Here is a 13318-nt window from a genome sequence, read left to right on the forward strand (position 1 = left end):
TGTAGGCTAATTCAAATAATCTTCCGAACAATGAAAACTAAAATTTGGGAAGAAGTAAGTTTTAGAGCCCCCACCTTGTGGATTGCCGAGCAAAAAAACTAAAAGAATGGACTGACCTTGTTAAGGCTTAAAAACCTTTACAAGATTCCCGAACGAGATTAACATTAACATATAGATTGTGGGTTCAGTATGGATTTGTGACCGATCGGGGATATTCCAGGCATTGGATTTATGGGAAACCTCAGTGGCTTATATGTTACTGGAAGTAATGGAGATGTCCTGTTGATTAGATTAAATAGGAAAGTGTTCATCCAATCGTGTTCTCGAGATGCCGGAAATCTAATTCAAGGAATTACTACGCAGCTCTCATCATGAATTCGGTAGGGGTGGTATGGGTAATCTTTTTAAATGCCTTGTAAAATGAAACTCGGTTGTTGAAACCGCACTGGTATGCGATGTCCGAAATGGATTCCGACGAATTTTCAAAACCCGCACATAATTTGGCTTTGGCTTCTTCAATCCTGTAGGCATTTACAAAATCGTAGAAATTCAGATTAAAGTTCTCATTGATAACCTGTGATGCATGATGTCTGGAAATGTCAAGCAACTCGGCAATATCATCCAATCTAAGTTCATGTCTCAGGTAGAGCTTTTCTGAGTCCATCAAATGCGCCAATTTATTTTTCAGCTCTAAAGAAAATGACTCGGAGAGGCCAGTCTTCTCATACTTTTGATGAGTTTTGGATAACGGGAAAATACCATAAGCTTTTATTGATAGCATGTGTATACGTGCCACAAAGGTGTAGATTAGAATGGCATACAATAAAAAGGAGCCTAGTTGAACAATTTCAAAAACCTTTAAAAATTCATCATCCCTAATGAACCAAATGAACAAAAGGATAATGGTATTGGAGATAAAGGCCATTGCCAGTAATAATGCCAATTTGTTGGACAGGGGCCTCACTTTTTTGTTGATAAACGGTAGATTGTTCCAAATCGTCATACTTTATAATTTACATCTTCAAGTAGAAAAGTGTAAAAAAGAAGCCTTACATCTGGACCTTAATTGATGAACATCTCCTTTGGGTTTACGGATGATGGATGTCAATTGGTTTTATTTTTCCTATTCTCGAAACAATTCAAGGGTATAATCAAGTAATCCCTTATCCCCATATTGTCCATGGCCGGGCACAATTAGGGAGACATTTGGATATTTTGCTTGGATTCGGGCCACGGTCTGCGACCACTCTGAGGTATTGGCATCTTCCAGGTTACCTTTACCGGCCCCGACGGATTTTATCAAGCATCCACCGAACATGGTCTGATCTTTTGGGAAATAACCTATAATGTTATCCACGGTATGTCCCTCCCCCATAAAATCGAGGATGACGGTTTCATGGCCAACTTGCAACTCCAAAGTTTTTGAAAATTTATTGGTGGGAATTGCCAACTCCTTATCCTGAACTAATTCTATGGTCTTTTGGTTGGCATAAGAAGGAATATTTCTATCGTGAAAGGATTGAAGACCTCCCAAGCAATCATCATGGAAATGGGTGGCTACCACAGCTTTTACATGCAAGTCTTTCGATTTTAACCAATTTAAAAGTTCTTCGGAAACTTCATTATTAACTGGGGTGTCGAACACAATGGCTTCGCCATCTTGTACCACAATCATCCCATTACAGGCCACTTTGCCAAAGCTTTCGGTTTCCAAATAAGAAACATGCAAGAAGGCATGTTCCGTGAGAGGTTCAATTTTTAAAGTGGCAGATTCATAGCCATCAATGGGGTTACGAGTTTTGCAGCCAATTACCCAAACCAATACCAAAAGAAGAAGGTTGACCTGTTTCATTAAATGAGCGTTACAGTATCATTTTCGAATAGGGCAGTATCGTAGGGAATCCTTTGTCATGAAAGTATGCCATGGTATTGTCATCGCCGGTAACCATTACAAAATCACCGCCCCATGCCCCCAAACTTTTTATCATTCCGGGATAATCCAAAAACAGTGAGCGCTTTACGGGTGGTATGCCAAGGGCTTCGGATAAAACGGTTTCATGTTCCTCCATCAAAATTTCAAATTCCGACAAGTTGGGGCTAGCAATCATTTTTTGGGTCAAGGTAGAAATGCGTTTGACCAATGCTTCCTTGTCAAAAGAGCGGTTTCTATAGGCCTCTATGGCGTCCTTACTGCTTTGCTTTTGGTTCAGGTGGGCAAAGAACAAGGAATCCTTAAAATAAGGGTCGAATTGGACTTCTTTCACTTGGGGTACACCTTTTTTCAATTGATAGGTAAGGGGCGAATTGTGTTGTGCGCAGGCAATATCATAACCACTTCCGCCAAAGGCTTTCCGAAGAAGTTCATAGGCATCTACCCGGGCCCATTGGGCCAAATTGTTGATCAAAGTGGATGAGGTGCCCAAGCCCCATGACCTTGGAAAACTGAGGTGGGTTTCTACCAAAAACCCATCATGGTCCGACAGAAATAGGGGATTGTCCAATTTAGCCTGTTGGAGCAAAACCGCTAGGGTTTCGGCAATTTTAGGGTCAGATGTTGAATTGATTTTTAAGTCTTCGATATCGAATTCCGCATGGAACCACTCTTGATCCGATTCATCATAACTTACCCATTTTAGTTGGGCAGAGGATGTAGGGGTTGCCTTAAGCGATTGACCATAACTAGTAGGAATGGCAAGTGCCAGTGCCCCATCCAACACGGCGTATTCTCCCGAGAGCAACAATTTTCCGTTGCTGTAGAATTCTTTTTGCATCATGATCTTTGCAGCTTTTCCAAGGCTTCTTTTACCGAAGCATTGGTTACAGTTTCATGCTTGAAATAATGGACAAGCTGTGCTTTTTCGCTTTCGGTGGCCCCCATTTGGTTGAGCATGTTGAGCAGGTGCATTTTCATGTGGCCTTTTTGGATTCCCGTGGTCACCAAACTTTTTACAGCGGCAAAATTCTGTGCCAATCCCGCAACAGCTACAATTTGCATCAATTCCTTGGCTGATGGGTTTTGAAGGATTTCCAGTGCCAACTTCACCAACGGATGCAAAGAAGTAAGGCCTCCTACAGTACCCAAGGCCAGTGGAATCTCTATCCAAAATTTGAACATGCCATTTTCAATTGAAGCATGCGTCAAACTGGAATAACTCCCATTTTTAGCGGCATAGGCATGCACCCCGGCTTCCACGGCCCTAAAATCATTTCCAGTGGCGAGCACCACGGCATCGATGCCGTTCATGATGCCTTTATTATGGGTTACGGCGCGATAGGGTTCCACGTTGGCAATGTTCACCGCCTGCACAAATTTTTGGGCAAATTCCTCTGGGGAAATGTCTTTAATGACCAACTTTTCAATTGGGCATTCCACTTCCGCCCTCACCAAGCAATTGGGAACATAATTGGAAAGGATGCTCATGACCACCTCTATGTTTTTCTCCTCTTCAGAGAAATCAGGATAGCCTTTGGCCTGTTCTTTCAAAGTTTTGGCAAATTGCTCCAAGCACGAATTGATAAAATTGGCACCCATGGCATCCAAGGTCTCGAAAGTGCAGTGCAATTGGTAATATCCAGAAATCTTGTCGGTGCAATCCCTTAATTCAATACCATTGATTCCGCCTCCCCGTTTTTCCATGTTCTGTGTGATGGGGGCAACACTACTCAGCAAATTCGAGTGAATTTTATTGAAAAAATCCTTCAGTTTTTTAGGATTACCTTTGTACATAAAATGCACTTGTCCCACTTTTTCGGTTCCCAAAATGGTGGTCTTGAATCCACCTTTGTCCAACCAAAATTTAGCAGCTTTACTGGCGGCGGCCACTACCGAACTTTCTTCAATGGCCATGGGTACGGCGTAAAACTCTCCATTGATCAAAAAGTTGGGCGCTACCGCAAATGGCAAGTAATAGTTAGTGAGGGTATTCTCAATAAACTCATCATGCAATTTTTGTACTTGGGGATCAGGGTTCCAATAGCGTTCCAACAGTTTTTTGGTGGCTTCGGGATTCGTAGTGCATTGATTGGCAATCCAATCTATCTTTTCAGCTTTGGAAAGTTTTGAAAATCCTTCAACTGGCGTCTTCATAGTGTTTGGTAAAAGGACTCAAATATAAGGATATTGCCACTTTGGGCGATTGCCATCAAAATTTTGAACCGATTTTGAGAAATTTAACTCCATGCTTCTTGTTGCAAATGCAACATCAAAGTTTATTTTTCGGATAAATATTAGTAAACTTGGAGGTTTTTAAACCATTTTGACCGCATGAACAAGCAGTTTTTCCTATTGCTCTCCCTCTTTGGCTTTTTGACTTTTTCTACAGCACAGAAGAAAAAAATATCCCTCGAAGAAATTTGGGGCGGAGCGTTCAGTACAGAATATATGGATGTTTTGCGATCCATGAACAACGGTAAGCAATACACCATCCTCAATTTTAACCGTTCCCCACGATCCAGCAGTCTGGACAAGTATGATTATGAAACTTTGGAAAAGGTGGAGACCATTGTGGCTTCCTCGGAATCCGTCCCCTATTTTTCTTCCTATTCCTTTAGTGATGACGAATCAAAAGTCTTGCTGGCCACCGAAGTGGAACCCATTTTTAGAAGATCTAGATTAGGCATTTATTATGTGTACGATATTGCCACCAAAGGTTTGGTGAAGATTTCCGAAACCAAAATCCAAGAGCCTACCCTTTCCCCTGATGGTTCAAAAGTGGCCTATGTTTCCGACAACAATATTTATATTATGGATCTATCATCCAAAGAAGTTCAACAGGTGACCAAGGATGGTAGTAAAGGAACCATCATCAACGGGGTGACCGATTGGGTGTATGAAGAAGAATTTGGTTTTGTCCGTGCCTTTGAATGGAACAGTAACGGAACTAAGATCGCATTCCTTCGCTTTGACGAAACAGACGTTCCCAGTTTTTCCATGGATATGTATGGGACCAATCTGTATCCCTATCAATATGAGTTCAAATATCCAAAGGCAGGGGAAAACAATTCCGTGGTTACCCTGCATATGTTCGATGTGGCTTCAGGGGCCATTTCCCATGTGGATTTGAACGATCCCTATTACATTCCGAGGATCAAATGGATGAACAGTCCCGATCATTTAAGTGTACAAACGTTGAACAGACATCAGGATGATTTGAAATTATTCGATATAAAGGCAACTGATAATTCCGTTTCTCTTCTGTTGGAAGAAAAGGACAATGCCTATGTCGATATTGATGACGACCTTACTTTTTTGGCCGATGATAGTTTTATCTGGACCAGCGAAGGGGATGGCTACAACCATTTGTATTTATATGGTAAGGATGGCAAATTGAAGAACCAGATTACTCAGGGTCCGTGGGAAGTGACCCGCTACTATGGCTATGACAAAAAGAACAATAGGATTTTTTATCAGTCTGTGGAGAATGGTTCCATCAATCGGGATGTGTACAGCATTTCTACCAATGGAAAGAAAAAGAAACGACTTTCCACCAAAGTGGGCACCAATTCGGCTGCCTTCAGTACCAATTATACCTATTACATCAATACCTTTTCCAACGCCACCACGCCCTATGAGTTTACCTTGCACAAAGCTTCGGATGGCAAGTTGGTGAAAGCGATCAAGGACAATTCGGCCTTATTGGAAAAACTGGATGGGTACGAAATGTCGCCCAAGGAGTTTTCCACCATCAACATTAATGGATACGATTTGAATATGTGGATGATCAAGCCTGCCGATTTTGACCCCAATAAAAAATATCCCCTTTTCATGTTCCAATATAGTGGTCCTGGATCACAATCGGTATCCAATAGTTGGATCAGTAGTAATGATTACTGGCACGAAATGTTGGCTTCCGAAGGCTACATTGTGGCCTGCGTGGATGGTAGGGGAACCGGATTAAAGGGTAGGGACTTTAAAAAACTGACCCAAAAGGAATTGGGTAAATACGAAGTGGAAGATCAAATTGCCGCTGCCAAAAAATTGAGTGAGCTCCCTTATATCGATGAGAACCGAACAGGAATTTGGGGGTGGAGCTATGGAGGTTTCATGTCCACCAACTGTATTTTAAAAGGCAACGATGTATTTGAAATGGCCATTGCGGTGGCGCCGGTTACTTCATGGCGGTTTTACGACACGATTTACACGGAACGTTATATGCAGACCCCACAGGAAAATGCCAGCGGTTATGATGATAATTCCCCGTTCAATTATCCTGAAATGTTAAAGGGCAAATATTTATTGGTCCATGGCTCTGGTGATGACAACGTGCATGTGCAGAACACCATGCGCATGATCGAGGCTTTGGTGCAGGCCAACAAACAGTTCGATTGGGCCATTTATCCCGATAAGAACCATGGTATTTATGGAGGTAACACCCGATTGCACCTCTTTACCAAACTGACCAACTTTGTCAAGGAAAATCTATAATCAAACTTTAAAATATATGTCAGCAGTAGCGAAACCAGCACACAAAAGAGAGTTATTTGGGCACCCGGTAGGCCTGTACGTGTTGTTCTTCACCGAAATGTGGGAACGATTTTCATATTACGGAATGCGAGCGCTACTTACATTATATATGACCGCCCAAACTTTGGAGAATAATCCACAAAGTGGTTTAGGGTGGACAACTACAGAGGCTTTGGCACTTTATGGGTGGTATACTATGTTGGTGTATGTAATGAGTATTCCTGGAGGATTTTTGGCCGACAGGTATTTAGGACAAAAAAAGGCAGTAACTATTGGCGCCATCCTTTTGACAATTGGACATGGGGTTTTGGCAATAGATGCTTTATGGGCATATTATACGGGACTGGGTTTTGTGATCCTTGGTGTTGGGATGTTGAAACCCAATATTTCAACCATGGTTGGGGGATTGTATAAACAAAATGATATTAGAAGAGATAAGGGGTTCAGTATATTCTATGTAGGTATAAACTTAGGCTCTTTTATTGCTTCCATTACTGTGGGAATTGTCGCGGCTGTGTATGGTTGGCATTATGGTTTTGGATTGGCAGGGATCGGTATGTTTATGGGATTGATGGTATATCTGTATGGACAGAGGTTTTTGGTGCATGTAGGTAATGTGCCCACAAAAGAAGAAAAAGCTTCTGATATCAGTTTGGGGCAATTGTTTTCACAATTGTTCAAATCCCCTCTGCAATTGATTATAGTAGGTGTAATGTTGGCTTATTCCATCTACGCAGGTTTAACCTATGAAGGCCCAGATAGCTGGGGTTATGGGATGCTCTTTATTTTTTTATCATTCATTACCGGAATGATGATGATGATTTATAAAAATTTGAATGGACAAGTGGAAAAAGACAGGTATGTTGTTTTGCTCATTTCACTCTTGATGGTAATTGTTTTCTGGGGAAGTTTTGAGCAGATGGGGGGACTTATGAATTTGTATGCACAGGAGAAAACCAATAGAATGCTAATGGGATGGGAAGTTCCTGCCGCATGGTTTCAAGCTGCCAATGCAGGATTTATAATTCTTTTTGCGGTTGTTGTCGCCAATTTTTGGGCAAAAAGAAAATTGAAGGGCAAAGAAGCCACCTCGCTATTCAAAATGGCTGTGGGGGTCATTATCATGGGAATTGGGTTTATATACATGGTATTTGCATCATTACAATATGAAAGTCAAGGAAGTTCAGCAATGTATTGGCTTGTACTGGCATATTTCTTCCATACCATTGGAGAATTGAGCCTGTCTCCTGTTTCGTTGTCATTTTTTACAAAATTGGCTCCTGCAAGATATATGGCATTAATGATGGGAGTTTATTGGGCAGCCACCGGTTTGGGGAACAAAGTTGCAGGTATTGTGGGAGAAAGTTCGGTCCAAGCAGGAGAGTTGAAGGTTTTTGGAGGCCTTTTTATTTTTGCAGTACTCTTCGGAACGCTAGTTTTATTTCTTTTAAAACCATTAAAACGTTTGACTCATGGGGCTGAAGATAATGAGGTTGATATGCATGATGATAAAGTCGAGGGCCATGAGGTAATCGAATCTTAATCATCTTTTAATTTAAAAGCATAATATCCCTTTTCGCTCGTATAGTGGAAAGGGATTTCTTTTTGGATACAAGTTTGCTCCCAACGTTTCACTACACTTTTATAATTGCTGCCATCTGCCAATACCATTTTAGGTCGAAGGGAATCCAGGACACGTTCTAAATTCACTTTTGGGGAATGTGTCAACAGTAGATAATCAATTTCTTTTGGTACTGGATAAAGGGCCAAACTATCCATCACATATAAAGTTTGGTGGTTGATGGAATAATAGTTTTTGAGTGATTCCGCAGTTGTTTTTTGAATTCGTTCGGCAACGGAAAAATCCTTGGCTAAGCTTCCTAAATTAAGGGAATCGGAGATGTAAATATGCAAGGAACTTCCGGTTTGATGCAATAAAATAGTATTTCTGGAACGATGGGCCAAGATCAAGGCTTCCTTGTTTTGTAGTCCCACTTGGTTCCATAGACTCCAGCTCTGCATACCGATGATTGAAGAAAGTAAGATTATTGCCAATTTCCATTTGGGTCGGGAAAGGAAGACGACTAAGGCAATGACCACCACATACCCCAATATTAATTGCACCGCATCAAACGGAATATCTTTGAAAATGAATCCTTCCTGATGGGCTACCCAACCCACTGTGGCATTCATCAGTTTGATGATTTGATCATAAACGAGCCCTAACGTTGTTGGCAATGCATCCATCAATGCTAAAAAAACCACCAAGATGCCAAGCCCCAGTATCAACCCCAAAAAAGGAATGATCAACAAATTGGCTACAAAAAATAGGGCCGGAAATTGATGAAAATAAAAAAGACTTATGGGCAAAACCCCCAATTGTGCCGCCACGCTGACCGATAACAACTGCCATGTTTTTCGAATTAAAAAGTTATCGGGATACCAGAATCGCTGTATTTTGGGATAGATCCAAACAATGGCGAACACGGCGGCGTAACTCATTTGAAAACCTACCTGAAACAAGAACAAAGGTTTAACCAACAAAATGAACAACATGGACAAGGCAATAATGTTGAACGAATTCGTGGGTCGATTAAGGTGCATGGCATAGGCCAAAAAGGAAAACATGGTCACCGACCGTACAATGGATGGGGAAAGTCCGGCAATAAAGGCATACGCCCAAAGTAAGGTTACAATAATAACCAACTTTAAGGTTTTTCCACTTTGTAATCGCTCCAAAGGGGATAGCAGGAATTGCAATAGTAGTAGCAAGATGCCCACATGAAGTCCGGAAACGGCCAAAATATGCACGGCCCCGGCATTGATATAATTGTTGTAAGTGTCTTCGGAAATATCGTCGCGTTGTCCCAACAATAGAGCTTGGATAACGCCCAGTTCCTGAACACCAAAATCATGTTTCTTCAATTGGGCAATGATATGCTCTCTAAAATTGGAGGCTATACCCAACAGGGTTTGGGAAGGACGTTCAATGGGCACCAATACATTTTTATTGGCCAATATCTGGTGATGGATGCCTTGTTTCTCCAAATATCTTTTGTAATCAAATTGATGAGGATTAAGCGGAGGTGGAACGGTCTCAGGTTTTGCCAAGATGAGCAACTCATCATCAACCTTAAAAGGTTTGTCAGTGCTGTCCGAAGGCAGAATCAACAGCATTTTCCCTGAAGAATTTTCACCATCAACGGCAACAACCTTGGTAACATACCTTTGTGAATAGGCATTCGGTTTTAAGGTTTCGGTGATTTTAAGATGCCATGGGCTTTCCGTATTCAGATCGTGATCAATTCTATAAGAATTGGCAGGGAAAGAAGCCATGCTCAGCACAAAAACACCCAGAACAATACCAAAAAGGGCAGTGGCCAGTTCAAAAAAAGGGAATCCGTCCCTTGTCTGTTTTTTGCCGATCCCATACAAAACGGGAAGCAGGACCAACAAAACAATCAGAAATGGTAATGGTGGCAATCCACCATAAAAACCCAGTACAATGCCCGTCATCACACATAAAACGAGTTTAACGGACACAAAATTAAGCTGGCGCACCTAAAGGATACGCATGGCTTTTACAAAGGCATATTTCCAATATCCTTCCCGTAATGAGGATACCAGAACGCCCCTTGAGGTTGTGGCGTGAATAAATCTGATGTCGTCCCCATCCACTTCAACGACCAACCCTACATGGTTGATGCGCTTTCCGCTTTTGGAGGTCTTGAAGTAAAGCAGGTCCCCTTTCTGAACTTCATCGACATCAATTTTTTGACCTTCCATGGCCATTTGATAGGAAACCCTAGGGAATAGAATATCATTTTCCTTTAAGGAAACAAACACCAGCCCAGAGCAGTCCATGCCCTTTTTTGTGGTGCCCCCATACTTGTAACGCGTTCCAGAAAAGGTCATCGCGGTGGAAATAATGGCCTCTGCCTTTTCGTTGATGCGTTCTTCTTTTTTGGATTTTCTGGGAGATGTGTCTTCGGTCGACCCCTCAACCGTAACGGTCCGGGTCTTGCTGTAGGTTCGTTTTCTTTTACCGGGGCCACAGGCAACAACGGCAAAAAATAACAGTAAGATTATGGTTTTTCGAAACATCCAAGAATAGATTTTCTTTCTTGGAAGATAAAACTACGCATTTTCGACGATTAATCGGGCCGCCAATTGACTGGCACCTCTTCCCCCCAATTTTTCGCGTAACAATTTATAGTCGGATAAAATGCGTTCGCGTTCGGGTCCCCCGATAATTTTTGACAACTCTTTTTTAAGATTTTTTGATGTCAATTCATTTTGAATCAGTTCCTTAACAACTTCTCGGTTCATGATGAGGTTGACCAGGGAGATGAAATCCAAGGTAATGATGCGCTTGGCAATCTGGTAGGAAATCCAATTTCCCTTATAGCACACCACTTGAGGGATGCCAAAAAGAGCTGTTTCCAAAGTGGCCGTTCCACTGGTGACCAAAGCGGCGTGGGAATGCTTGAGGAGGGTATAGGTTTTGTTGGAGACATAACCCACTTTGTTGCCTTTTAAAAAGGGTTCGTAAAATTCATCGGGAAGGCTCGGAGCACCTGCAATTACGAATTGATAATCGGGGAAATCCCCTTTCACGGACAGCATCACATCCAACATTTTCTGCACCTCCTGTTTTCGGCTACCGGGAAGCAATGCAATAATGGGTTTTTCAGGGTCTAACCCGTTTGTTTTTTGGAAGGAATCGTTTTCTTCCAAAGAGGTATTCTCGATGGCATCAATAAGCGGATGCCCCACAAACTCTACGGGAAAACCATGTTTTTTTTCGTAAAAATCTTTCTCAAAGGGAAGGATGACATACATGGCATCAATATCCCTTTTGATTTTTTTGATTCGACCCTCGCGGGAGGCCCAAATTTGGGGCGAGATGTAATAGTTGGTCTTAAAACCTTGTTCCTTGGCCCATTTCGCAATCCGAAGGTTAAATCCAGAAAAATCGATAAAAATGATGACATCTGGTAGGAACTTTTCAATGTCGTCTTTGCAATAGGCAATGTTCTTGAAAATGGTAGGAATGTTCTTGAGCACTTCCAAGAAACCCATAAAGGCCATGTCTTTGTAATGCTTGGCCAATGTTCCTCCGGCTTTTTCCATCAAATCACCGCCCCAGCAACGGATATCGGCCGAGGCATCCTCTTTTTTAAGGGCCTTGATCAAGTTGGAACCGTGGAGGTCCCCTGAGGCTTCACCGGCTATGATATAGTATTTCATGGGAAAAGTTCAAGTTCAAAATTAAGTCAAAGAATCAAATTTTGGCAGTTCAAGGATTTTCCTTTTTGTTCTTAATGATCGTAGCAATAATTTTTATCAACTGTTCCGCTTCATCAAGAAGATTGTTTCTTCGAATACCGTTGCCAAAATCCAATTTCTTCAGGATTTTTAAGTTGACCCTTGATTCTTTGAGTTCCTTCAAGCTAAGACTGGCTTTATTGATATAATCCTTATCAGAGTTGGTTCCTTGTACTTCGCCAAAATTTAGCGCGGCACTTCCTCCAGAACGTAGTAATTGGTTTCCATAGTAATTGCCGATGGCATCTTTTGGTAAATCTTGATAGAATAAAGCTGTATTTGCTGCAAATTCCACTATTCTATCTTCCAGATCATATTTTTTAGTAGGGATTTGGGACATTTGATTTTGGTTTTGTTCTTGCTCTTGAAACTTTAAAAGCAAAATAATGTTGGTTTAAGATAGCACTTTATACAACAAAATAGCCAACGCCGTTACCAAAGTGGCCAACATCACACCTTTGGCTCTCTGGTCCCTCTTGATTCGTAGAAACCCAAAAAAGGCAATCAAGTTCAAGATGGCACCCAATGCGAGCAAACTGCCAATATGACCTTGCTCCACTGCGGCATTAAAGGTGTCCACAATCCCTAAATCCGAAAAGAGGAGAATGTAGAGCAAGGTGCCGAATGTGTTCGCAATGATTCCTACCACAAAACCGATGATGATTTCTTTTCTAGTGTTCATTTAAGTTCCAATTGTTGATTAATGGTATGGCATGATGTGCCGTGAGGTCGAACTGGGTGGGTACCACCGAAATGTAACCTTGTGCCAAGGCCCATTCATCGGTGTCCTCTCCTTTGTCCAAAAGCTCGAACTCCCCGGTAAGCCAATAATAATCCTTGCCAGAGGGGCTCCTGCGCTTGTCAAATTCCTCTTTCCAATTGCCCCTTGCCTGTCTACATATTTTGATCCCTTTGAGCTTTTCGGTTTTGGGAATGTTCACATTGAGTACGGTTCCTTTGGGCATTCCATTGGTCAAAGCCTCGGAGACGATTTTCTTCACGGCATCCAAACAAGGTTCAAAATTGGCGTTCCAGGAATAGTCACAAAGGGAAAACCCTATGGCGGGAATACCTTCAATACCGGCCTCAATGGCAGCGCTCATGGTACCCGAATAAATGACATTGATCGAAGAATTGGAACCATGGTTGATGCCGCTTACACAAATATCTGGTGTCCGGTCCAGTAGCACACGAAGGGCTAATTTTACACAGTCGGCCGGGGTTCCACTACAGCTATACTCGCTTGGGGCACCTTCTTTATGGTCCACCACTACTTTTTTGGAAAATAGCGTGCTGTCTACCGTAATGGCATGTCCCATGCCCGATTGGGGGCTGTCCGGGGCTACCACCACCACCTCACCGATCTCTTTCATGGTGCGTATCAAGGCCCTAAGTCCAGGGGCTGTGATTCCATCATCATTGGTGACCAAAATGAGCGGTTTTTCCATGAGGTATAATTAAAGGCATAAAAATACGTTTTTCATAAGGATATGAAGCCTTGACCGTTTAACAAAAAATTAAAAGCGG

General features: G+C 42.1%; 12 protein-coding genes. 2 read left to right on the plus strand and 10 right to left on the minus strand.

Annotation, left to right across the window (positions count from 1 at the left end; translation table 11 throughout):
- Positions 1-355: 355 nt before the first annotated feature.
- The 4 genes from D2V05_RS12050 to D2V05_RS12065 form a co-directional block, all read right to left on the minus strand.
- The gene (locus tag D2V05_RS12050; protein WP_119640140.1) at positions 356-1003 is read right to left on the minus strand and encodes a helix-turn-helix domain-containing protein; all 648 of its coding nucleotides are present in this window, start codon (positions 1001-1003) and stop codon (positions 356-358) included.
- Between the two features lie 120 nt (positions 1004-1123).
- Complete coding sequence (gene bla, locus D2V05_RS12055) at positions 1124-1852, minus strand: subclass B1 metallo-beta-lactamase (protein WP_119647898.1); 729 nt, start codon at positions 1850-1852, stop codon at positions 1124-1126.
- A 10-nt stretch (positions 1853-1862) separates the two neighbouring features.
- Positions 1863-2774, minus strand: a complete 912-nt coding sequence (locus tag D2V05_RS12060; protein ID WP_313786752.1) for a GYDIA family GHMP kinase — start codon at positions 2772-2774, stop codon at positions 1863-1865.
- Entirely contained in the window at positions 2771-4087 is a 1317-nt protein-coding gene (locus D2V05_RS12065) for a hydroxymethylglutaryl-CoA reductase, degradative (protein ID WP_119647899.1), read from the minus strand. The genes D2V05_RS12060 and D2V05_RS12065 overlap by 4 nt, the downstream gene beginning before the upstream one ends.
- A gap of 177 nt (positions 4088-4264) precedes the next feature.
- Here D2V05_RS12065 and D2V05_RS12070 point away from each other — a divergent pair, with 177 nt between their 5' ends.
- Both D2V05_RS12070 and D2V05_RS12075 read left to right on the plus strand, forming a co-directional pair.
- Positions 4265-6424 carry a S9 family peptidase gene (locus tag D2V05_RS12070; protein WP_119647900.1) on the plus strand — a complete coding sequence of 720 codons (2160 nt, stop codon included), beginning with the start codon at positions 4265-4267 and terminating at the stop codon, positions 6422-6424.
- A gap of 16 nt (positions 6425-6440) precedes the next feature.
- Positions 6441-8006 carry a peptide MFS transporter gene (locus D2V05_RS12075; RefSeq protein WP_119647901.1) on the plus strand — a complete coding sequence of 522 codons (1566 nt, stop codon included), beginning with the start codon at positions 6441-6443 and terminating at the stop codon, positions 8004-8006.
- On the opposite strand, the gene D2V05_RS12080 is transcribed toward D2V05_RS12075, so the two are convergent.
- From D2V05_RS12080 to surE, 6 genes are read right to left on the minus strand one after another with little or no spacing between them, the layout of a single operon-like run.
- Positions 8003-9979, minus strand: a complete 1977-nt coding sequence (locus D2V05_RS12080; protein WP_235855447.1) for a ComEC/Rec2 family competence protein — start codon at positions 9977-9979, stop codon at positions 8003-8005. The two genes, D2V05_RS12075 and D2V05_RS12080, sit on opposite strands and share 4 nt — an antisense overlap.
- A gap of 45 nt (positions 9980-10024) precedes the next feature.
- The gene (locus tag D2V05_RS12085) at positions 10025-10567 is read right to left on the minus strand and encodes a C40 family peptidase (RefSeq protein WP_119647902.1); all 543 of its coding nucleotides are present in this window, start codon (positions 10565-10567) and stop codon (positions 10025-10027) included.
- A gap of 33 nt (positions 10568-10600) precedes the next feature.
- Positions 10601-11713, minus strand: coding sequence for a lipid-A-disaccharide synthase (gene lpxB, locus D2V05_RS12090; protein ID WP_119647903.1), 1113 nt, complete (start codon positions 11711-11713; stop codon positions 10601-10603).
- A 49-nt stretch (positions 11714-11762) separates the two neighbouring features.
- The gene (locus D2V05_RS12095) at positions 11763-12131 is read right to left on the minus strand and encodes a four helix bundle protein (RefSeq protein ID WP_235855448.1); all 369 of its coding nucleotides are present in this window, start codon (positions 12129-12131) and stop codon (positions 11763-11765) included.
- Between the two features lie 54 nt (positions 12132-12185).
- Positions 12186-12473, minus strand: coding sequence for a hypothetical protein (locus D2V05_RS12100; RefSeq protein WP_119647904.1), 288 nt, complete (start codon positions 12471-12473; stop codon positions 12186-12188).
- Positions 12463-13239, minus strand: a complete 777-nt coding sequence (gene surE, locus D2V05_RS12105) for a 5'/3'-nucleotidase SurE (protein ID WP_119647905.1) — start codon at positions 13237-13239, stop codon at positions 12463-12465. The genes D2V05_RS12100 and surE overlap by 11 nt, the downstream gene beginning before the upstream one ends.
- Positions 13240-13318 lie beyond the last annotated feature (79 nt).

The organism is Flagellimonas pelagia (genome assembly GCF_003584135.1).
Classification (GTDB): Bacteria; Bacteroidota; Bacteroidia; order Flavobacteriales; family Flavobacteriaceae; genus Flagellimonas; species Flagellimonas pelagia.

Bases quoted from the DNA above. Each gene is read 5' to 3' on its own strand.
- D2V05_RS12050 (WP_119640140.1), bottom strand. From the start codon at position 1,003: ATGACGATTTGGAACAATCTACCGTTTATCAACAAAAAAGTGAGGCCC.
- bla (WP_119647898.1), bottom strand. From the start codon at position 1,852: ATGAAACAGGTCAACCTTCTTCTTTTGGTATTGGTTTGGGTAATTGGC.
- D2V05_RS12060 (WP_313786752.1), bottom strand. From the start codon at position 2,774: ATGATGCAAAAAGAATTCTACAGCAACGGAAAATTGTTGCTCTCGGGA.
- D2V05_RS12065 (WP_119647899.1), bottom strand. From the start codon at position 4,087: ATGAAGACGCCAGTTGAAGGATTTTCAAAACTTTCCAAAGCTGAAAAG.
- D2V05_RS12070 (WP_119647900.1), top strand. From the start codon at position 4,265: ATGAACAAGCAGTTTTTCCTATTGCTCTCCCTCTTTGGCTTTTTGACT.
- D2V05_RS12075 (WP_119647901.1), top strand. From the start codon at position 6,441: ATGTCAGCAGTAGCGAAACCAGCACACAAAAGAGAGTTATTTGGGCAC.
- D2V05_RS12080 (WP_235855447.1), bottom strand. From the start codon at position 9,979: ATGACGGGCATTGTACTGGGTTTTTATGGTGGATTGCCACCATTACCA.
- D2V05_RS12085 (WP_119647902.1), bottom strand. From the start codon at position 10,567: ATGTTTCGAAAAACCATAATCTTACTGTTATTTTTTGCCGTTGTTGCC.
- lpxB (WP_119647903.1), bottom strand. From the start codon at position 11,713: ATGAAATACTATATCATAGCCGGTGAAGCCTCAGGGGACCTCCACGGT.
- D2V05_RS12095 (WP_235855448.1), bottom strand. From the start codon at position 12,131: ATGTCCCAAATCCCTACTAAAAAATATGATCTGGAAGATAGAATAGTG.
- D2V05_RS12100 (WP_119647904.1), bottom strand. From the start codon at position 12,473: ATGAACACTAGAAAAGAAATCATCATCGGTTTTGTGGTAGGAATCATT.
- surE (WP_119647905.1), bottom strand. From the start codon at position 13,239: ATGGAAAAACCGCTCATTTTGGTCACCAATGATGATGGAATCACAGCC.